The sequence below is a fragment of the Frankia sp. Cppng1_Ct_nod genome (assembly GCF_920656135.1).
GTDB classification, from domain to species: Bacteria; Actinomycetota; Actinomycetes; order Frankiales; family Frankiaceae; genus Protofrankia; species Protofrankia meridionalis.
This window is the reverse complement of the sequence record NZ_CAKKTK010000016.1, coordinates 39,102-60,351: the sequence shown is the minus strand read 5'-3', so window position 1 is coordinate 60,351 and position 21,250 is coordinate 39,102. Positions and strand designations below refer to the sequence as shown.

15 protein-coding genes are annotated in these 21,250 nt (G+C 66.4%); 4 read left to right on the top strand and 11 right to left on the bottom strand.

Annotated features, from left to right (window positions below):
* Together NBW77_RS07375 and corA are read right to left on the bottom strand one after the other, a co-directional pair.
* On the bottom strand, positions 1 to 371 hold a 371-nt coding region (locus tag NBW77_RS07375; RefSeq protein ID WP_131749183.1), incomplete at its 3' end, for a hypothetical protein.
* Between the two features lie 608 nt (positions 372 to 979).
* The gene (corA, locus tag NBW77_RS07370) at positions 980 to 2,167 is read right to left on the bottom strand and encodes a magnesium/cobalt transporter CorA (protein WP_131749181.1); all 1,188 of its coding nucleotides are present in this window, start codon (positions 2,165 to 2,167) and stop codon (positions 980 to 982) included.
* Positions 2,168 to 2,441: 274 nt separating this feature from the next.
* Here corA and NBW77_RS07365 point away from each other — a divergent pair, with 274 nt between their 5' ends.
* The 3 genes from NBW77_RS07365 to NBW77_RS07355 all read left to right on the top strand — a co-directional run bounded on the left by NBW77_RS07365 (position 2,442) and on the right by NBW77_RS07355 (position 4,720).
* Positions 2,442 to 2,897: a DUF4139 domain-containing protein gene (locus NBW77_RS07365; protein ID WP_250279479.1), complete on the top strand. Its 456-nt coding sequence runs from the start codon at positions 2,442 to 2,444 to the stop codon at positions 2,895 to 2,897.
* Positions 2,898 to 3,065: 168 nt separating this feature from the next.
* The gene (locus NBW77_RS07360; RefSeq protein ID WP_131749177.1) at positions 3,066 to 3,932 is read left to right on the top strand and encodes a hemerythrin domain-containing protein; all 867 of its coding nucleotides are present in this window, start codon (positions 3,066 to 3,068) and stop codon (positions 3,930 to 3,932) included.
* Positions 3,933 to 4,084: 152 nt separating this feature from the next.
* Positions 4,085 to 4,720, top strand: coding sequence for a TIGR03085 family metal-binding protein (locus tag NBW77_RS07355; protein ID WP_131749175.1), 636 nt, complete (start codon positions 4,085 to 4,087; stop codon positions 4,718 to 4,720).
* A gap of 6 nt (positions 4,721 to 4,726) precedes the next feature.
* Here NBW77_RS07355 and NBW77_RS07350 read toward each other — a convergent pair whose 3' ends face one another.
* Together NBW77_RS07350 and NBW77_RS07345 are read right to left on the bottom strand one after the other, a co-directional pair.
* A complete protein-coding gene (locus NBW77_RS07350; protein ID WP_349816977.1) occupies positions 4,727 to 5,734 on the bottom strand; it encodes a glycoside hydrolase family 26 protein in 1,008 nt (335 codons plus the stop codon).
* A 489-nt stretch (positions 5,735 to 6,223) separates the two neighbouring features.
* Positions 6,224 to 6,844: a TetR family transcriptional regulator gene (locus tag NBW77_RS07345; protein ID WP_165486334.1), complete on the bottom strand. Its 621-nt coding sequence runs from the start codon at positions 6,842 to 6,844 to the stop codon at positions 6,224 to 6,226.
* Positions 6,845 to 7,115: 271 nt separating this feature from the next.
* Here NBW77_RS07345 and NBW77_RS07340 point away from each other — a divergent pair, with 271 nt between their 5' ends.
* Entirely contained in the window at positions 7,116 to 8,609 is a 1,494-nt protein-coding gene (locus NBW77_RS07340; RefSeq protein WP_250279478.1) for an MFS transporter, read from the top strand.
* 71 nt (positions 8,610 to 8,680) lie between these two features.
* Here NBW77_RS07340 and NBW77_RS07335 read toward each other — a convergent pair whose 3' ends face one another.
* The 7 genes from NBW77_RS07335 to NBW77_RS07305 form a co-directional block, all read right to left on the bottom strand.
* Entirely contained in the window at positions 8,681 to 9,685 is a 1,005-nt protein-coding gene (locus NBW77_RS07335) for a beta-ketoacyl-ACP synthase III (RefSeq protein ID WP_131749171.1), read from the bottom strand.
* Positions 9,686 to 9,979: 294 nt separating this feature from the next.
* Positions 9,980 to 11,215: a DNA polymerase III subunit delta' gene (locus NBW77_RS07330; protein ID WP_131749169.1), complete on the bottom strand. Its 1,236-nt coding sequence runs from the start codon at positions 11,213 to 11,215 to the stop codon at positions 9,980 to 9,982.
* A gap of 53 nt (positions 11,216 to 11,268) precedes the next feature.
* Positions 11,269 to 13,716 (bottom strand): dTMP kinase, encoded by a 2,448-nt coding sequence (gene tmk, locus NBW77_RS07325; protein ID WP_131749167.1) that lies wholly within the window; start codon positions 13,714 to 13,716, stop codon positions 11,269 to 11,271.
* 13 nt (positions 13,717 to 13,729) lie between these two features.
* Positions 13,730 to 16,762 (bottom strand): type I DNA topoisomerase, encoded by a 3,033-nt coding sequence (gene topA, locus NBW77_RS07320; RefSeq protein WP_250279477.1) that lies wholly within the window; start codon positions 16,760 to 16,762, stop codon positions 13,730 to 13,732.
* A gap of 642 nt (positions 16,763 to 17,404) precedes the next feature.
* Positions 17,405 to 19,765 carry a sodium-translocating pyrophosphatase gene (locus tag NBW77_RS07315; RefSeq protein WP_131749165.1) on the bottom strand — a complete coding sequence of 787 codons (2,361 nt, stop codon included), beginning with the start codon at positions 19,763 to 19,765 and terminating at the stop codon, positions 17,405 to 17,407.
* 485 nt (positions 19,766 to 20,250) lie between these two features.
* Positions 20,251 to 20,763, bottom strand: a complete 513-nt coding sequence (locus NBW77_RS07310) for an ATP-binding protein (RefSeq protein ID WP_131749161.1) — start codon at positions 20,761 to 20,763, stop codon at positions 20,251 to 20,253.
* Between the two features lie 37 nt (positions 20,764 to 20,800).
* A complete protein-coding gene (locus NBW77_RS07305; protein ID WP_131749159.1) occupies positions 20,801 to 21,142 on the bottom strand; it encodes an anti-sigma factor antagonist in 342 nt (113 codons plus the stop codon).
* Between the last annotated feature and the right edge of the window lie 108 nt (positions 21,143 to 21,250).

The following is a 21,250-nucleotide window of genomic DNA, read 5'->3' as shown; positions in this document are numbered from 1 at the left end:
CAGATCCGGCGAGCGCGGGTGCCTCGGCGGGACAGCAGGCCGGCGGTCTGTAGAACGTGCAGTTCAACCGCGAGCTCATGGACCTCGGGTGGTAGTGAACGGTATTGGGCGGTCAGCGCATCCACCGCACCCTGCGCACGGTCCGCGAGATCGTCCAGTGCGCGCTGGTGGGTACGCATCTGCGCACGTTCGTCCTGAATCGCACGAACTGTTTCCTCCTGCCACCGTCGGGCACGGATGAGGTCATCACTGGCGTCCGCGGCCTGCCGCTCGGCGTCCTCCAACCGCCCGAGAAGCTGATCGAGCTGTTCCAGCCGGGCTGCCAGTTCCGCAATAAGATCATTACGGACGGGGTACATCGGCTGAGTCATTCGATTGCATCGCGCAGGTCGTGGACGTGATGCGGGGTGGCCCCTCCGCCACTCGCACCAGTGGTGTGGCGGGGGGCGGGGCGTTGCTGTCGTCCGCCGCCGACCGGCAGCCGAGACGACCGCTGGGGGTAGGTTTCCATACGAAGGCCTGGCACAGTTCGTTACGGTAGCCGACACTGTGGTCCTGGTGAATCCCGCCGTCGGGTGGTATGTACTGAAGTAACGACATGCAATAGATGTCAATCTCACACCGTCGGCCCTGGCGACCGGTTGCCAGGGCCGCGTCGATGGTGGTGCGAGGTTGTATTCACCCGTTACACGCTGCTGGTTCGAAACTCCGGGGCCTGTGCTCGGATGGCCGACTTCCGCCCTTCGGAAGGACGACCCCCGAGGGGCGGAAGTGGACCATCCGCAACCATGCATCAAATCGTTCCATGTAACGGGTGGTCCTTGCTCCGACAGTCCGTGCTGATGTCAGCGCCGGATGATATCGGCTTTTTATGAGAACTTCATCATTTTTCAGGTCATTTTGGGATGTTCCGGTGGGCAGGTGTATTCAGATGGTTGATCAGTCGCCCGCCCGGGTCCGTGTGAGGCCACGGCCGTGACTACAGCCAGCCGTTCCGCTTGAAGGCCCGATACAGGAAGAAGCAGATGGTCGCCATCAGGGAGAGGACGGCGGGATATCCCCAGACCACGTGCAGTTCCGGCATGTGATCAAAATTCATGCCATAGATGCCGGCAATCGCGGTGGGCACCGCGGCGATCGCGACCCAGGCACTGATACGACGCATGTCCTCGTTCTGCACGATGGCGACCTGTGTCAGGGTCGCCTGCAGGATGGACGACAGCAGCTCGTCGAACCGGGCGATTCGCTCGGTGACCTGCTCGAGGTGGTCTGCGACGTCCCGGAAGTACTCCCGAATGCGCGGGGTGACTCCGGTGACATCCGTTTCGGCAAGTGTCCGCAGTGGAGCGGCGAGCGGGGCTACGGCGTGCTTGAGCTCCAGTACCTCCCGCTTGAGCTGGTAAACCTTGCCGGGATCGGGGCGCAGCGACCGGTTGAAGACGGAGCCTTCGATCGTGTCGATATCGACTTCCATTTTCTCGGTCACCTGAAGATAGTCGTCGATGATCTGGTCGCAAATGGCGTGGAGGACGGCGGCCGGTCCGTGTCGGAGCATTTCTGGCTGCGACTCCAGTTTGCTGCGCAGAGCTTGTAGCCCGCCATGTTCACCATGGCGTACCGTTACGACGAAGTCGCGTCCGAGGAATACCATGACCTCCCCTGTGTGAATAACCTCCGATGTTGCAGTCAGCTCGTCGTGCTCCACGTAGCAGGCAGTTTTGAGAACGACAAAAAGGGTGTCCTCGTATCGCTCGATCTTCGGACGCTGATGGGCGGTGACGGCATCCTCGACGGCAAGTGGATGCAGCCCGTACACATCGGCGATTTTGGATAGTTCCGGTGCGGTCGGTTCGTACAGACCGAGCCAGGCGAAACTATCGCGGTGGTCGCGGGCAACCCGTAGGGCGTCGCCGTGGTGGACAGGTCGTGGATCACGCCTGCCGTCCCGGTAGATGTGGCAGGCGACCACTCGTCCGAGCGGTGTCGGGTGGAGCTCAGGATGGGCCCGGCGCTTCTTGGGAACCATCCGCACCAGGGAAACGCCCTTGGTCAGGGCGCCGGTAAGCCGGGCCGCCGTGGTCGGCTGCTGGCCGGCGGAGTCCCGTGGAAAGAGGTGATGTTCCTCGTGCCGATTGTCGGCGCTGTCGTCGAATTGCCTGCCGATCATCTTCGGTCCATCCCGTTCGTGTCGTTCGCCTACTCTTATGCCGGTCTGGCCTTTTCGGGTCCGGGAGTTCCGGGTAGTCCCTAAAAGGATCAAGAGTTACCGAAAGTTGCCAGACGAGTCTGTGGCCAGACCGGCAACGGATCGTCGGGACCTTCCCACCAGTACTTCTACCGGTGGCGGGACGCGCTCGGCACTGATGACCACAACCCGGGACGGATCGTCGCTCCGAAGCCGCTCTAAAATGATCGCGCAGACGCGGTCCGAGGCGTCCGAGATGGTAATCGTGAGGTTGGAGGCCGGTCGACAGCGGCTACGGTGTCAGCTGGCCGAACTGGGCGATGCCGACGAGACCGAGCAGGCTCGGCGAGCCTTCCTCGACAGGGCCGCGCGGACCGCGGCATCGGCGTTTGCCAGGGCACTGGTCACAGCTGATCTGCCGGCGGACGTCCTGGCCGCGGGTGTCGGGAACACCCGCCGTACCGAGGTGGCATACAGGATCTTCCTGGCGAATCACGCGCCGCGGGTGGCCATGGTGAGCGTGCAGGACCAGCATCCGTTGCGTCGTCGCGAGGACATTACGATCCGCGATGAGCAGGCGTCCCTGACGCCGGACGGACGGACCGATCTGGGTGTGCTGACCTGGAAGATCGAACTGGGTCCCGGGTCGTCGAGAAACATCGACTTCTCGTTTCGGCTGGACTGCCCGCGAGGTGTTGATCTTTTGGGTTGAACGGACTGATTCCGGCCTTTCGGTCGGTATCCGGATTGCCGGACAGCGGTCTTTTGCGATTGTTGGTGGATCGCGAAACCGGCGCATTCGGCGTACCGTCCAAGTAGATTTTGTTCCTTTAGCTCGTGGATGGGCTGGCGGGAAGATCTACCAGGCTTGGGGGTGGCGATGTCGATCACGACGGGGCCGACCACGACAGAGCCGACCGGTCCGGGGCCGACCGGTACGGGGCTTGCGCAGGAGACCAGGGCCGGCGAGCGGGACCAAGCGGACTCGGTGTCCATTCTCGATCTGATCAGGATGGCGCATGCCGACGCGACCCGTCTCGTTGCCCTGACCTTCACCGAGTCGGGAACCTCCGCCGACCCTCGACGCGCGCTTCGGGCCGCGGACACGGCGGTCGCGGCAATCAGCGCGCATATGTACGCGGTGCAGACGTCCGTCTACCCGATGGCACGCCGCCACCTCCCGGACGGTAGGGCCCGGGTGGCCGGGCTTTACGCGGGGGCGCATGAAACCGCGTCCGTGATGCGGGGTATCTCCCAGCACATCCAGGGTGACGTACATCGGCCGGACGAGTCGATGGGGATGCTGCGGGCTCGTCTCGCCGAACTGGAGGAGCAGCATGAAGCCGCCGAGGATTCTCTGGTGGCAGACCTCGAGGAGATGCTGTCGGACGAGGAACGGCGTCGGGTCGTGACCTCGTTCAGGCGGGCGATGCGGCGGGCCCCGACTCGTCCGCATCCGCATGTACCCCATACCGCCGTGGTCGGGGGCCTTGTGCTCCGCTTCGCCGGAAGCTGGGATCACCTTCTCGACACGATGGACGCCCGGGTAGCGGCGGGTGGCCCGGTTCGGGCACCGGCACCCCCGGGCCTGTGGGGCTGGTACCTGCTCGGCCGGTCGACCTCGTTGCCGCGCGCCGACAACACCGATAACTCAGACAACGCCGATAACTCAGACAACGCCGACGATACCGACAAGGTCGAGGGCGGCGATTCGGGTGCCCTGCCGAATAAGAGCGTCCGAGGGTAGGGCGTTCGATCAGGGAGCGGCGATCCGGGTGGATGGATCGGGAGCCGGACAGTTCTATCCTCGGGCGCTCTAAGGCTACTGACGGTGAGTTCACTGGCGCCGAATCGTCGCGGCGAGGACCCTGGATGTGATCACTGGACTACCATTCAGGTATGGGATATGCCCGCGCACAGCGTGTAGCCCTTGCTGATCTCCTCGGCGAGGTTGGTCCCGCCCAACCCACGCTCTGTGAAGGCTGGACAGCTCATGATCTTGTTGCCCATCTTGTGACCCGGGACCGTGTCCCTTACGCCGCGCCAGGTCTTGTGATTAAACGGTTGCATGGGGTAACGGAAGCGGCGGAGCGGTCAACGATGCGCTCCCATACCTTCCCGGCCCTGGTCGAGATGTTTCGGGATGGTCCGCCGTGGTGGCATCCAACCCGCTTCGGTCTGCTGGACGATGCCACGAATCTCGTCGAGTTCTTCGTTCACCACGAGGATGTGCGGCGGGTCCGGCCGGGATGGGAACGGCCTGTGCTCGACACCGGGACACAGGGTGCGCTGTGGAAGTCACTGGGGATGATCGGCCGAGCCGCCTACTGGCGGTCCGCCGTCGGAGTGATCGCCGAGCGGGCCGACGGGCCGGGGCGGACGGTGCTGCGTCGCGGTGTCGGCGAGGTGACGCTCGTCGGTGACCCGGGTGAACTGGTCCTGTTCGCCTTTGGCCGCCGCGACCACTCCGTGGTCGACATCCATGGTGACGAGGGCGCGGTCGCGGCGTTCAAGGAGGGCGGGGTCGGTCTATGATCTACATCACCAGAGCGAGGCGTAGGCCTGGGCGGCGTTGGGCTGTTCCGCAGGATTGATCAGCGACGAGTGGACGTTGCCCGCATCCGAGTCGTTGAAGTACGACTCGTACGACAGGAGGTCGGAGTTGGCGACGAAGGTTTCGTGCATCTTGCGGACGTAGAACGGATTGTCACCGCCAGCCTGCCCGGCCCGTCCGGCCCCCGTGTCGGACCTGCCGACCAGTCCCCATTCCGGCACCGAGAACTTCTTGCCGTGCGCGCGGGCGAAACGGATGACTGAACACAGCCCTTCAGTGTCGTCGCACTGGGTGTTCCATGAATTCTCATCCGTGCTTGCGGGCCACTGGTCGAAGGTGTCGATGCCGACGATGTCGACGTACGAGTCACCTGGGTAGAAGTTGAACGCCCCGTCGGTATGGGCGTTCATGGCCCAGTCGATCCGGATCTGCGGGTCGGTCTGGCGGATGGCGGTGACCACTTTCTGGAAGCAGCCGACCCACGGCTCCGGGTTGTTCGATGTCGACCAGGGGAACCAGTTGCCGTTGAACTCCCAGGCAAGCCGGACGATGCTGGCGCCGCGGCCCTGGGCGGTCAGCCATCGACCGAACTCCGCCCAGCGAGCGTTGTAGGCGCCGGTGGCGCAGGAACGTACATCCCCACCGGAGGTGGGGAAGAAAGGCTGGCTGATCACCCAGGTACCGGCGAACCCGGCGAACTTCTCCGTGTTCGAACCGAGCCATGGGTGGGTCATGGTCTCCCAGCTCGACCGGTCCGCGAAGGTGACAACCACGTCGACCGGTCGCCCGCGGAAGGCGGCCCACGCGTTCGTCTGCGTCAGGCCGCCTGCCGTGATCCCGCTCAGTGGTGTTGTTCCCCCGTCGTTGCCGTAACCGGGATTCACGCGACAGCCGAGGCCCGTAGCGATGATCGCAAGAACACCGATACCGGCGAGCCATGTTCGCGCACAGTTGGTATCGATCCCCTTCGGGATCGCGTTTCGGGTCCCCCGCACAGGGGATGACCGATGCTGTGATCGCAGAGTTCGAATAGTGTGCCTGTGTTGCCTCACAGAGGATTCACACTGCGCGTGAAAGCCGTGTCATGTTGTGACATCGGAGATTCACGGATGGGGTAGCCGCCGGAGTGATGGGCTCGGGCGGTTCTGACTTGGGCATATGGCAACAAAGTCGTCATCGGTTGACGAGGGTACACGGACTCCGGTCTGTGTACCCCAGCGGGTATCTTTGCAGGTCGCAGACTTTTTGATCAAATTTCGACCGCGAGATGACATTACTGCTGACGGTCAGTTAGTGATATTTTGTTGTCTTGATAGAGATATTTTGTTGTTCTTTTTTGAGAAAAAATAACGATGAGTCCGTGTCCATGAGCCCACCGATGGCACGCCGCACGGCGGTGGCATCACCAATGCCTGGTCGCATTTGGCGCCGGTGTCGGGTGTGGCCGTATGGCCAGGCCGTATGGCCAGGCCGTACGCCAGGGCTCAGGCCTGGGCGTTGACCGCAGCGAACTCCCTGCCGATCGTGGCGAACGCCTCGTCGACGAGGTCGGACAGGCTGGCCTCACCGCCGGCCTTGAGCCAGGCCGTCTGGGCGGTGTCGAACATGCTCAGGGTGACGCCCGCGATGAGGGCCGGCCGGAGGTCGTTCGCGGGATCCGTCGCCATGCGGCTTGCCATCACCTCGGTGAGCATGGCCCGCAGGACATGCTGCTTGTCGATCCTGCGTGCGCGCAGTGACGGTGTTTGCTCGATCAGCCGGATCACCGCGATGGACCGTTCACGGTTGCGGCCCATGTCCTCGATCAGAGGGGTGAGGGCGTTGCGTGCCGCCAGCAGCGGGGGCTCGTCTGCCGCTCGGACCAGGGCGGCTTCCCGGAACTGTTCCCCGCGGGCTTCGATCTGGGCCAGGACGGCGTCCTCCTTCGTGGGGAAATAGCGGAAGAAGGTGCTGCGCGACACGCCGGCCGCCGCGGCGATGGCATCCACCGTGGTGGTGTCGAAACCATGTTCAAGAAACATCTCGACGGCGACACGGGCCAGGTCGCTGCGGACCGTTGTCCGCAGCCGTTCCCGTAGGGGGGTCAGCCCGGTCGGGTTGCTCATCTGAGGCCACCTGAATCGTCGTGGGTTTCGGGTGCGTCCGCTCGTTGTGCGTGCCGGACCGATGACTGGCGCAGTCAAGCTGATCTGTAGGGATGCAGTGTAGGACACATCGGCGAGGAGTTTTTCGATCAAGAGATACTTGGTACCGTCAATGAAACTGAGTTTCATCTCGCTGAGTGTCTGCCGTGTACCGCCGGGTACCGCTGGTCGGGCTGGTCGGGTTGTCGCGGGATGGGCTCCGGCCTGGCTCAGCGAGAGGACTGCTCCCGGGATGACAGATGCACTGGATGCAAAACGTTCGTCGTCGGTCACCTTTGTGACCCTCAGCCTGTCGGCGCTGACCTTCTCGTTGTTGCAGACGATGGTGGCGCCCGCATTGCCGGAGATCCGGGTGGACCTCGGCGCGAGCCAGGCCGGTGTCGCATGGATCATGACAATTTACCTGCTCAGTGCATCCGTGGCGACGCCGATCTTCGGGCGGTTCGGTGACATCTACGGCAAGAAGCGGATGCTGGTGATCATGCTTGTCGGGCTTGGTCTCGGCACCCTGGTCGACGCACTCGCGACGTCGCTGCCGATGATGCTCGCCGGCAGGATCATCCAGGGGGTTGGCGGCGCCGTCTTCCCGCTGTCCTTCGGCATCATCCGGGACGAGTTCCCGCCGGAGAAGGTCGGTGGTGCGATCGGCGTCGTGTCCGCGGTCCTCGGTGTAGGTTCCGGAGTCGGAACGGTCCTCGCCGGGCCGATCACCGGCCATCTAAGCTACCACTGGTTGTTCTGGATCCCCCTGATCGCCATTGTGATCGCGCTCGTGGCGACCATGGTTTATGTTCCCGAGTCGCTCGTCCGGGTGAAGGGGAAGGTGCCGGTCAGGGGCGCGCTGCTGCTCTCCGTGTGGCTGGTCGCCCTGCTTCTCGGGATCAGTCAGGGTCCCCGGTGGGGATGGACCTCCGGTTCGGTCCTCGGTCTGTTCGCCGTGGCCGCGGTCGGGATCGTCGTCTGGGTCGCCACGGAGACGCGCAGTGCCCAGCCGCTTGTCGACATGCGGATGATGCGGATCCCCACGGTTTACCGGACGAACATCACCGGCATGCTGTTCGGCTTCACCATGTACTCGGTGATGGTCTTCGTGCCGGAGTTCGTGGAGACGCCGTCGTCAGCGGGATACGGGTTCGGCGCGAGCGTCGCCCAGGCCGGGCTGTACCTGGTGCCCTCCAGCATCTTCATGCTGGTCGCGGGTGTGGCCGCCGGTCGTCTCGGAGTGCTCTTCGGTCCGAAGCTCCCGCTGGTCCTGGGTGCTCTTGTCGCCGCGTCCGGGATGGGCGTTCTTGCCTTCGTTCACAGCGAGAGCTACATGATCTATATTGCGACATCGCTGGTCGGTATCGGTATCGGCCTCGGGTTCGCGTCCATGTCGCACCTGGTGGTCTCGGCTGTTCGCCCCGACCAGACCGGGATCGCGTCCGGCATGAACGCCAACATCCGGACCATCGGTGGGTCGCTGGGCACCACCATCATCGCAAGCATGATCACCGCTGGGGTTGCCGCGGGAACGCTGCCGCATGAAAATGGCTACACGCACGCGTTCCTTCTCATGTTCATCGGGTTCCTGGTCGCAGCGGTCGCCGCGGCTTCCCTCCCGAAGACCAGGCCGGTTCTGGGCGTCCGGACGATCGATGCCGTCGAGGAGGGGCTTGCCTGCGCCGAGTCGGTACCACTGCCTCGAGGCAGCCACGTACCCGGACCGGCACACACGCAGGTCTGAGCTATCCCTGGGTCACCTCTTGGTGACCGAGGAAAGGATGGTCCGTTCTTACCGACGCGAGGTCTGGAACGTCAGGGGAGCTGGACGACCTGGGCGGCGTAGACGAGGCCCGCGCCGAAGCCGATGAGTAGCGCGAGACCGCCGGACGGTACCTCACCGCTGGCCAGGACCCGATCCATCGCCATCGGGATGGACGCGCCGGAGGTGTTACCGTCCGTCGCGATGTCTCGGGCGACGACGACCGTCTCCGGGAGGTCCAGGACCTTGCAGATCATGTTGATGATGCGGACGTTGGCCTGGTGCGGGATGAAGGCGGCGAGGTCGTTCGCCGTGATACCGGCCACTTCCAGTGCCCGGCGCGCGACCGGTGCCATCTGCCAGGATGCCCAGCGGTACACGCGTTGGCCCGCCATCCGCATTGTCGGCCAGGGCAGCCTTGGATTGTCACGCCAGTCCAGGTAGGAATGGTCATGCGCTATCGCGTCTCTCCCCGAGGGATCCGAACCCCAGACCACCGGCCCGATGGCCGCGGTTTCCGACGGCCCTACCACTATCGCTCCGGCGCCGTCCCCGAACACGAAGGCGGTGCCGCGGTCATGCGGGTCGATGATGTCCGACATTCGCTCGGCCCCGATCACCAGCACGTACCTGGCGCTGCCGGCGAGCACCATGTCACTGGCCACCGCGAGCGCGTGGCAGAAACCCGCACACGCGGCGGCGATGTCGAAGGCGGCGCTGTTCTCCGCACCGAGTCTGCCGGCCACGTCTGTGGCAACCGACGGTGACTGGGTGACATGGGACATCGTGGCCACCAGGATGCAACCGACATCCGCGATCTCGACGCCCGCGCTTGCCAGTGCCTTGCCGCCGGCTGTCGCGGCCATTGCCCCGAGGGATTCCTCGGCGGCGGCGAACCGGCGGCTCTGAATTCCCGACCGTGACTCGATCCACTCGGGTGTGGATTCAATCTGTTCACAGATCTCGGAATTGGAGACGACCCTCATGGGACGGTAGGCGCCGACGCCAAGAATGCGACTCCCGGCCGGGCGGTTCAGGGTTTTGATTCTTCCGCTCATTGCCGGTTTTTCCGTTCAGTCCGAGGCGAAGCAGTTTTTCCGACGATCCGCGTGTTCCGCGCCGCGCCTTTCATCCAGCTTTCCCCCCCGGGAACGGCGAGGCCGGTGTGCCTCGATGGTCGGACCTGTCGGACTGTTGCCGGTCTAAGGCATTCTGTGATGGGTTGCGAACGAATTGTACCGTGGGTGCCGGTCGCGTGGGATCGCAATCAGCTGACAGATACCCCAATTCAGGGCAACGTCAGGATGAGGGAAGGATCACAGCTCCGGGTGGCCGGTGCCTGGCCGGCGGCGTCAGCCGGCCCGAAGTGCGAGGGTGAGGGCTTCCACCGTGAGTAGCGGAACGAGCCCGGGGTTCTCGGCGAGGGAGCGGCGAGACCGCAGGACGGCCTCCAGCCGACGCAGTGTCTGTTCCGGAGCGGAGGACCGGGCGAGCCGTAGCGCGCCCTCCCCATGGTCGGGGTGAACGGCGTCCACGGGCGCACCCAACTGCAGGACAAGCACATCCCGGTACCAGCCGGCCAGGTCGACGAGCGCCTGGTCGAGGGAGTCCAGCACAGTCCGTCGACCACGGCTCTTCTGCGTCTTCTCCAGCTCCTTGAGCGCTCCAGCGGCACCCCGGACAGTCATGGCCCGGCCCTTCGCCCCCGCTTTCGGAGCCCGGGCACGCTTTGCCGCCGTACCGCTCGACGTCGCGCCGACACCCAACGCGGTCTTCAGCGCCTCGGCCTCGGCCTCGTCCCGGGCCGTGTTCGCCGCGTCCGCGTCGCCATTCGCCGCAGCGACCAGATCCGCGGCGGCGGCAAGGCAGTCACCCGTCCGGCGCAGCCGGGTGGGGATACGCAGCACCTCGGCGCGTCGGGCGCGGGCCTGCTCGTCGGCGGCCAGGAGACGTGCCCGGCGAAGATGCCCCTGGGCCGCCCGGGCGGCAAGCCGTGCGACATCCGGTGAGATACCGTCCCGCTCCAGGACGGCGGCGACGTCCGCCGGAAGGGGCAGACGCAGCGCGACCACCCGGCAGCGGGACCGGATGGTCGGCAGCACGTCATCCACCGATGGCGCGCACAACAGGAACACCGACCGCTCCGCAGGCTCCTCCAGCGCCTTGAGCAGGGCATTCGCGGCCTGGTCGGTCAACCGGTCGGCGTCTTCCAGCAGCAGCACCCGCCAGCGGCCAGAGGTCGGGGCCGTGGCCGCGTCCCGGACCAGCTCCCGGACGTCCTTGACACCGAGGGACAGACCCTCCGGGCGGATCGTGCGCAGGTCGGCGGCGGTGTCGGTCAGCACCGTGTGGCAGCCATTGCACCCACCGCATCCGGGTGGGACGTTCTCGCAGTTCAACGCGGCAGCGAACGCGCGCGCCGCCATCGAACGACCTGAGCCTGCAGGGCCGGTGAACAGCCAGGAATGAGTCATGCCGGAGCGGACCGCGGCACGAGTGGCGTCCGGGACGACGTCGGCCGCCGCCGCCGCGCCCGAGAGGGTTTCGACGATCGATGCCTGGCCGACCAGGACGTCCCACACGCTCACCGGCCCATTGTCCGCCCTGGCGGTCGGGCACTCCCAGGCACTGTCCGGTGGATCTACCGGACGGACCGGGCCTTCCGCGCCGGGGTGGGATCGACGGTGGACGCTGCTTCAACCGCGGGTTCCGGGTCAACCGCGGGTTCCGGGTCAACCGCGGGCATCGACGATGACGGCCTCCCCGGTGCGGGCGGCACATACGGATGCGGGGTGACGGGCTCGACGTCGAGCCGCAGATGCTCGCTCACAGCCTCTCGGATCTCGTTGTGCAACGCCTCCGCCGGACGGCTCGCATCCAGCACGAGGTACCGGCCTGGCGCCCGCTCCGCCAGCCGGCGGAACCCGTCACGGACCCGTTCGTGGAACGCGAGCTGTTCCGCCTCGATCCGGTCCACGCCGACGGTGGAACCGGAACCGTTCATGCTGGTCCGGGCCCGTGCTCGGTCGAGGCCGACCTCCGGTGGAAGATCGAGCAGAATCGTGACATCCGGAACCAGGGCGTGGGTGGCCCACCGGGACAGCACGGCGACCTCGTCCGCCCCGAGCCTGCGTCCGGCGCCCTGGTAGGCGATCGAGGAATCGACGAAGCGGTCGGTGACGACGATGGCACCACGGGCCAGCGCCGGTTCGATCACCCGCGTGACGTGTTCAGCCCGGTCGGCGGCGTACAGCAGCGCCTCGGTACGGGGGTGCAACCGCACAGCGGGATCCAGCAGCAGCGTCCGCAGATTCGTGCCGACGGACGTCCCCCCTGGCTCACGGGTGATGACGACCTCGCGCCCGGACGACGCCAGCCATGATCGTAACCGTTCGGCCTGGGTCGACTTACCGGAGCCCTCACCGCCTTCGAGGGCTACGAACAGACCGGCGTGGCGCGGACGTTGTGGCGTGGTCCGGCGTCCCAACAAGGCGTTCCACAGTTCGGGCAGGACCGCGACGCCGGTGCGTTCGTCCATCTGCCGATAGGCGAACAGGCCGACGGCGACCGCGAGCAGGCCACCGGCCAGCAGGATGATCGTGACCCCGTCGGTACGGAGGCGGACGCTTCCCCACAGCGTGACGTGGTGCGAGCCGATGAGGCCGACCAGCGCGGGGGCGGCTGCCAGCACCAGCAACAGGTCGATGCGGACCAGGGACTGGACGAGTGCGAACGTCCGTCCGCGCAGCTCGTCGCTCACCTCGGCCTGCAACAGGGTGTAGCCGGTGACCCACGCGATACCGGCGAAGCCCCCGACGAACACGACGAGGACGCAGGCGAGGACGAGGTTCGGCGCGACCGCGACCAGCAGCATGGCGACGCCGGCGGCGGTGACGTTGAGACCGAACAGCCGTGATCGGCTGTAGTCGCCGAGCAGCCGCGGGCCCAGCGCCATCCCGACAGCCAGACCGACGAACACAGCACCGAACAGGACTCCGTACGCGGAGTCACCACCGCCGAGGATCTGAACGTAGAGCCGCCCGAGTGCCACCACACACCCCGCGCCGGCGAACCCGCCGAGGATGCCGATCACCAGGCCGCGGACCAGTCGGTTGTGGCCGACGAACCGCCAACCTTCTGTGATCGACGACCAGAAACCCAGGTGGGGATCGGTGTCGTGGTGTTCAGCCCGGCCGATTCCACGCAACCGGAAGATGACCAGCGCCGACACCAGGAACGTCACCGCGTTGAAGTAGAGCGCGAGGTCCAGCGGGGACGTCTCGAAGAACGACACGCTGGAGGCGAGTGCCCGCGACAGGGTCGCCAGCAGGGAGAAAATGGCCGCGCCGAGCGGCGCCGACCCGTACGTGGTGATCAGGCTGAGGGTGTTCGCCGCGGCGAGCCGTTGCGGGGGTACCAGGTTCGGCACGCTCGCGTCCTTGGCGGGGTTCCAGAACAGGCTCACACATTCGATCAGAAGTGATGCGACAAGCAGCCATTCCAGCGTCCCGACCAGCGGAATCGTGATGAACAGACCGAACCGCAGGAGGTCCGCGACGACCATTGTCAACCGGCGGTCGAGGCGGTCCGCCACGACACCGGCCAGCGGTCCGAAGATCAGCGCGGGCAGCAGCCGGACGATCAGCACGGAGCCGATGGCAAACGCCTTGTCGGAAAAGCTTGCCCGCAACGAGCTCGCCAGGGCGGTGGTGGCGAGCAGGCCCATCCAGTCGCCGAGACTGGACAGCGTGAGCGCCAGCCACAGTCGGCGGAACTGCGGGATCCGCAGCACCGCGCGGACGTCCCCGTCGGCGTACCGGTGTGGATCATCCGGCCCGGAGGGTGGTGACGGGATCGTCGCTACCGGCGGTCGTCCCGAGGGCCGGTAGGACCACACCCGTCGGCGGGCCGGCGTGGATCCATCACCCGGTTGCAACGAGTCGTTATCGCTGGACGAGTCGTTATCGCTGGACGAGTCGTTATCGCTGGACGAGTCGTTATCGGTAGACGACAGGCTTCGGCCTGATGATGCCTCCGGCGTCGTCGGTGAGCGTGCCGGGTCGGGCTCGCCGTCCACCGGAATGCCCATCAAGCCGTCCGCCTCAGTCCGTCAGCCGTGGACCGGGCGACGAAGAACCCTGGGCGTCCTCGCCCGCCCCCGGTGGGCCCGCCGTCGGTGACTTCGAAGCCGCCTTCCTGGCAGGGGCCTTCTTGGTCGCCGTCCTGGATGTTGTTTTGGCGGTCGCCGTCTTGTTGGCGGTCGACTGCGTGGACGATTTCGATCCGGCCGCGCGGGCCGTCCGCCGGCCCGATGTCGCCGGTCCACGGGCCCGCCTGTCCGCAAGCAGTTCGGCCGCTCGCTCCACGGTGATCGACGCGACCTCGTCGTCCTTGCGGAGGCTGGCGTTGGTTTCGCCGTCAGTGACATACGGGCCGAACCGGCCTTCCCGCAGCACCATCGCGGTACCTGTCGCCGGATCGGGCCCGAGTTCACGCAGCGGCGGAGTCTCGGCGGCCCGCCGCCGGCCCCGGGGCTTCGGCTGTGCGATCAGCGCCAGCGCCTCCTCCAACGTCACTGTGAAGAGCTGCTCCTCCGACTCCAACGACCGGCTTTCCGGGCCCTTCTTGACGTAGGGCCCGTACCGGCCATTCTGAGCTGTTACCTCTTCGCCGTCCTGGGCAACTCCCAGTGACCGGGGCAGGGTGAGCAGTTTCAGCGCCTCGGTGAAGGTCACGGTTTCCGGTGACATCGTGCGCAGCAGACTCGCTGTGCGCGGCGGGCTGTCATCGGTGGTCACGTACGGCCCGTAACGACCTATCTTGAGAGTGATCGTCGTACCGGTGTCCGGATCGGCGCCGAGCGACCGGTCCCCGCTCGGCGCACCGAGCAGTTCCATCGCCCTGGCCACGCTGAGCTCGTCCGGCGCAACGTCGTCGGGGACGCTTGCCCGCCGGTCGCCGTGCTGGACGTACGGGCCGTACCGGCCGACCCGGATCACGACCGGTTCGCTGTCCTCGGCCATGCCCAGCGGGATCGAGTTCACCTCACGGGCGTCGATCTCCCCGAGTCGTTCGCCGACCAGGTGCTTGAGCCCGCCGGACCGCGCGACACCACCCTCATGGCCCGAGTCCGAACCGAAGTAGAAGCGGGTGAGCCAGTCGATCGACGCGGCCGTGCCGGCGGCGATGTCGTCGAGGTCATCCTCCATCGATGCGGTGAACCGGTAGTCGACCAGCCGTCCGAAGTGGTCCTCCAACAGGGCGACCACGGCGAACGCGACAAAACTGGGGATCAGGGCGCTGCCCTTCTTCCACACGTAGCCACGGTCCTGGATCGTCGCGATGATCGACGCGTAGGTGGACGGGCGCCCGATACCGAGTTCCTCCAACGTCTTGACCAGGCTGGCCTCGGTGAAGCGTGGTGGCGGGCTGGTGGTGTGCCCGCGGGGGTTGAGCTCTCGAGTGACCAGCGGGTCCCCCTGGTGGACGTCGGGCAGTCGCCGTTCGCGGTCCTCCAGCTCGGCGTCGGGATCGTCGGCGCCCTCGACGTAAGCACGCAGGAAACCAGGGAACGTGATGACCTTCCCGGATGCCGAGAACTCGGCGTCCTCCCCGGCGCTGGACACCCCGCCGATCCTGATCGTCGCGGACGTGCCGAGAGCGTCCGCCATCTGGCTCGCCACCGTCCGCTGCCAGATCAGTTCGTAGAGTCGGTGACCGTCCACGTCCAGCTCGCCGCGCACCTCGGCCGGCGTCCGGAAGTGGTCCCCGGCCGGTCGGATGGCCTCGTGCGCCTCCTGGGCGTTCTTGACCTTCTTCGTGTAGGTGCGGGGACGTTGCGGGACATACTCCGGCCCGTAGAGGGTGCGTGCCTGCTCACGGGCGGCGGCAAGTGCGGTTTCGGACAGGTTCGTCGAGTCCGTCCGCATATAGGTAATATAGCCGTTCTCGTACAGCTTCTGCGCCACCTGCATCGTCCGCTGGCTGGAGAAGCGCAGCTTGCGGCCGGCCTCCTGCTGCAGGGTGGACGTCATGAACGGTGGGTAAGGGGAGCGACGGTACGGCTTGGTCTCCACCGCCCGCACAGTGAACGCGGTGTCGGCGAGCCGCTGTGCCAGGGCGCGTGCCGCGTCCTGGTCAAGCCGGACGACCTCGGCGGAGGTGAGCTGCCCGGCGGAGTCGAAATCGCGCCCGGTGGCCAGCCGCCGGCCGTCGAGCCCGACCAGGGTCGCCGGCAGCGGGGTGGCGTCGGGTGCTGTCCGGCCGGTTCCGGCGTTGCCTCCGGTCGGCGCGCCGAAGACGCCTTCGATGTTCCAGTACTCGGCCGAGGAGAAACGCATCCGGGCACGCTCGCGTTCGACCAGGATGCGGGTTGCCACGCTCTGGACCCGGCCCGCCGACAGCTTCGGCATGACCTTCTTCCACAGCACCGGGCTGACCTCGTAGCCATACAGGCGGTCGAGGATGCGTCGGGTCTCCTGCGCGTTGACGAGGTTCTCGTTGATCTCGCGCGGATTGTCCACCGCTCGCTGGATCGCCTGCGGGGTGATCTCATGGAAGACCATCCGTTTCACCGGCACCGTCGGCTTCAGGGTCTGAAGCAGATGCCAGGCGATGGCCTCGCCCTCACGGTCCTCGTCTGTCGCGAGGTAGAGCTCACTGGCTTCCTTCACCAGCGCCTTGAGCTTGCTGACCTGAGGCTTCTTGTCGGGAGTGACGACGTAGAGCGGCTCGAAGCCGTTGTCGACGTCCACCCCGAGCCGGGCCCACGGTTTGCCCTTGTGCGCGTCGGGGACGTCGGCGGCGCTTCGCGGCAGGTCCCGGATGTGCCCGATGCTGGACTCGACCTGCCAGCCGGGCCCCAGATAGCCCGCGATGGTCTTCGCCTTCGCCGGGGACTCGACGATCACAAGTCGGGTGCCGGCGGTGGTCGTGGCCGGCGGCAAGGTCCCGGCCCGGCTACCACGGGTCGTCCTCGTGGTGCGACCACGGGAGACGGCACCGTTTCCGGACGCGGCTGGGTCCGTTTCGGGCTTGGCGGCGGCTTCGATGGCGGTGGGTTCGACGACCGGCGTCGAAGGCCCGGCGCTCGACCGGCGCGTCCCGCTGTTTGTCGACTTCGTGCGCGGGGGCACTTCTCTCCTCGTTGCAGGGGGCAATTCGGTTTCGGCTCGGCTCGTGGGGCGTCTCGGCGGTACGAACGGGCAAACCGCCGGTGGAAACCTGCCCGGGGCTGGTTCTGGTGCCTCGGACAGCTGTCCTCGTGCCCGACAGTAGGTCGATGCACACCGACATGTCAGCCGGGGGCGCGACCGCCCGCCCGGCGTCCAGTTACGGACGCCGTGCAGACCGTACGCCGGATCGTGCCGGCGAGTCCGTCTACGTTGGCCAAAACAGGACCACCGCAAGCCCTACGGACACCCGATGGGTGCACTGTGCCGTATATGCCGGACGTTGCTGTTCACGTGGCCATGACCGGTGGTCACTCCTCCTTCCGGTGCGTCGGACACACCGACGCCCATCCGAGCCGCACTGGACCCCCTCCCACGCACGGGTCGGCTCGCCGCGGCCGATGCCTGCGACCGACGCACACGGCCGATACCCGAGCTGACGTCGATACGGTAACCCCGAAACCGTAGAGCGAACCGCCGGCCTCGGTGGTCGCCACCGTGGGTCGCTACCACCGAGGCATCCCCATCGTCCTTCGCGCCTCCTCGAAATACCGGCTGTATGGGGATTTGCGCTTGCCCGTGGGCTCGATGCCGGCGAAGAGAGCGTTACACCGTTGCCTCTGTATCGGCTGCCGAACGCTGCTCCGTCACCGAGGGTGCGACAGCGAGTGCGGTATTGCGCCGCTTCGAGTAGACGATTACCGCGACGATCGCTGCGACGGCCCCCAGCGCGATCGCGATCCGCAGTGGCTTGTTCTCGTCATCGCCGACCGAGTACTTCACCACCGAAGGCGCGATCAACAGACTGACCAGGTTCATTACCTTGATCAGGGGGTTGATTGCAGGCCCGGCGGTGTCCTTGAAGGGGTCACCGACGGTGTCCCCGATGACGGTTGCCGCATGTACGTCGGAGCCTTTGCCTCCGAAGTTGCCGTCCTCGACGAGCTTCTTTGCGTTGTCCCAGGCCCCACCGGAGTTGGCGAGGAAGACAGCCATGAGGACGCCACCGGCGATCGCCCCGGCAAGGTAGGCACCCAGCGGCGGGTAGCCGAGTCCGAAGCCGACCGCGATCGGCGCGAGAACCGCCAGCGTGCCCGGGGCGATCAGCTCGCGTAGGGAATCGCGGGTGCAGATGTCCACGACCGCGCTGTAGTCGGGTTTCTCGGTCCCGTCCATGATGCCCGGCTTCGTGCGGAACTGGTTGCGCACCTCGACCACGACACGTCCGGCGGCACGTCCGACCGCATTGATCGCGAGCCCGGAGAACAGGAACACGACCGCCGCGCCGATGATCAGACCGACCAGGGCGTCCGGGTAGGCGATGTCGAGGGTGCGCGATGACTTGACGGCGCGGCCGGCATCGATGAGTGCTTCGTTGACCGTGTCGGTGAACGACCCGAACAGGGCTGTGGCGGCCAGGACCGCAGTAGCGATGGCTATGCCCTTCGTGATGGCCTTGGTGGTGTTGCCAACCGCATCGAGGGACGTGAGGATGGCCGCGCCCGCATTGTCCGGACCATCGAGTCCGCTGCCACCGGCCTCACCGGACATCTCGGCAATGCCCTGGGCGTTGTCGCTGACCGGTCCGAAGGTGTCCATCGAGATGATCACACCGACCGTCGTCAGCAGGCCGGTGCCGGCCAGCGCGACGGCGAACAGTGCGATCGTGACACTGCCGGACCCGAGCAGGTATGCGCCGAAGACCGCCGCGCTGATGAGCAGCGCCGAATAGACGGCCGACTCCAACCCGACTCCGATGCCTGAGAGGATGTTGGTCGCGGGGCCGGTGGTCGACGCCTTCGCGATGTCCTGGACCGGCTTGCGGTTCGTCTCGGTGAAATAGCCGGTGAGCAGTTGGATCGCCGCGGCCAGCGTGATACCGATCAGGACGGCGATGATCGCGATGACTCGCGGGTCACCGGTCTGGCTGCTGCCCTCGAGGCCGGGGAACCCGGAGAAGCGGCTCGGGAGGTAGACGAGCGAGACGATGACGACGCCGACGGCGGAGACCACAGCGGAGATGAAGAAGCCTCGATTGATCGCGGCCATGCCGTTGCGGTCGCCGGCACGTGGGGCTACCGAGAAGATACCGATGATCGCGGTGAGCACACCGACGGCCGGGATCAGGAGTGGGAAGACCAGTCCCTTCTCTCCGAAGGCCTTCACCCCGAGGATGAGGGCGGCCACGAGCGTCACCGCGTACGACTCGAACAGGTCCGCGGCCATACCGGCACAGTCGCCGACATTGTCGCCCACGTTGTCGGCGATCGTGGCCGCGTTGCGTGGATCGTCCTCGGGAATACCCTGCTCGACCTTGCCGACGAGGTCCGCTCCGACGTCCGCGGCCTTGGTGAAGATGCCACCGCCGACCCGCATGAACATCGCGATCAATGCGGCGCCGAAGCCGAACCCCTCCAGGACCTGTGGAGCCGTGTCGCGGAAGACGAGCACGACCACCGCCGCTCCGAGCAGGCCGAGACCGACGGTGAACATCCCCACGACACCGCCGGTGCGGAAGGCGATCCGCATGGCGGCACGTTCCCCGTCGTGGATGGCCGCGGCGGCTGTCCGGGTGTTCGCCCGGGTGGCCAGCGACATTCCGACGAAGCCGACGAGTGCGGAGAACACGGTCCCGAGGACGAAGAAGAGCGACCGTCCAACCCGGGATCCGGTCGTGTCCGCGGGTAGAAGCAGCAGCACGAAGGGGATCACGACGACGAAACCCGCCAGTGTGGTGAACTGCCGTCGCAGGTATGCCGCGGCGCCCTCCTGGACGGCGCGACCGACCTCGATCATGCGCGGGCTGCCCTGGCTTGCCGCGAGTACCTCGCGGACCAGATAGCCGGCTACCACCAATGCGAGCGCTGCGACAGCCGCCACACCCGCGACCAACCCGAGCTGGCCTCCGCTAAGTTCTATGGCGGTGCCTCCGGGGCTCGTACCCGCCGCGGCTTGGATCCGGTCCATGGGACCTCCCGGTCAGGTCTGTGCACCCTCCGCGTCCGCCCGGCGCCGTTTCTGGCGCCGTGATGGGCGAGCACAGCCCGACGTCGCACCTGACGACGTCCTCGAGGTCACCTTCCGGTCACGGTGGGATACCGGGCCTGCGCATGCCAGCCCACGGGGTGCGGCGCCGACGCCACCGCCGGCTTGACCGGATCCGGGTGGTTACCCGTCCCGCCGTCGCACCGCCGTACGGCAACCAGCGCGTTGGCCCACGTTCCCCCGATCCTCCATCCGGTACCACGGGGAGCACTCACGGCATCACACGTGGCCTGATCCGACCGAGTGTGAGATGCGCCGCAGTCTATCCACACGGCTGTAACACGCGCTCGTTCTTTGGCCGACCCTGGCCCGCCAATGTTGCGGTGCGATGGGCTGGAGATGTCGTTGCGTGTGTGTCGTTGCGTGTGTGTCGTTGCGTGGCGGTCCGACCCGATACCTGCGTAGCGTCAGACCGCCACGATCGGACTGTCCACCTTCTCCTTGACAGACCAGCGCATCGTGACGACCGTCCCGGCGGAGTCAGGCTGCGCGGTGATGTCGAAGTCGTCGACCAAGCCCTCGATCAGGGCCAGGCCGAGCCCGGCGGGCAATGGTGGTGACGTGTCGTCGTCGCGGGGCTTGAGAGCGCTCGACTGGATGGAGCCGAGGTCGGGCAACAGGTCGGACGGGCTGCCCCGACCGCCGTCGTAGGCGCGTCCAAGGTACTGTCCCGCCGGTCCGCAGTCGACCACGGACACCGCGAATGAGTCATCGTTGCTGACCCGGACGACCACGGGCGCCATCGGGTCGAACTGGCGGTTGACGGTGACAGCTCGGGCGCACGCCTCGCCGACCGCGAGTTTGATCTCGTCCAGGATCTCGTCGGGCACGCCCGAACGGCGACTGATCGCGGCTACGATCATCCTGGCCGTTCGGACGTGTCCAGGCAGGGCTGCGAAGCGCAACTCGACGGTGGGCATGCGTCGAAGACCTGCCTTTCGATGGAAATTATTGATCTTAGTCTTTTGCGGCGAGTGCTTCCTCGACGGAGGCATGGATCGGGAAGACCTTCGTAAGACCGGTGATCCTGAAGATCTTCAGGATCCGTTCCTGGGTGCAGACGAGTCGCAGCGACCCCTCATGCGCCCGGACCCGCTTGAGGCCCCCGACGAGTACGCCGAGGCCGGTCGAGTCGAGGAACTCGACGCCCTCCATGTCGACGAGGAGATGGTACGACCCGCCTGACACGAGATCGATGAGCTGTTCCCGCAGTTTCGGCGCGGTGTAGACGTCAATCTCGCCGCCCACGACGACGATCGTGAAGTCCCCTTCCGTACGGGTCGTGAGGGACAGGTCCACGGCTCCTCCTTGCATGTGCTCCACAGCCGCCCGGTTGGACGGCGGATATCACGGCGGCACTACCCTCCCACGCCCGGATCAATCCGGCTCACCGCGACACAGTCGTCC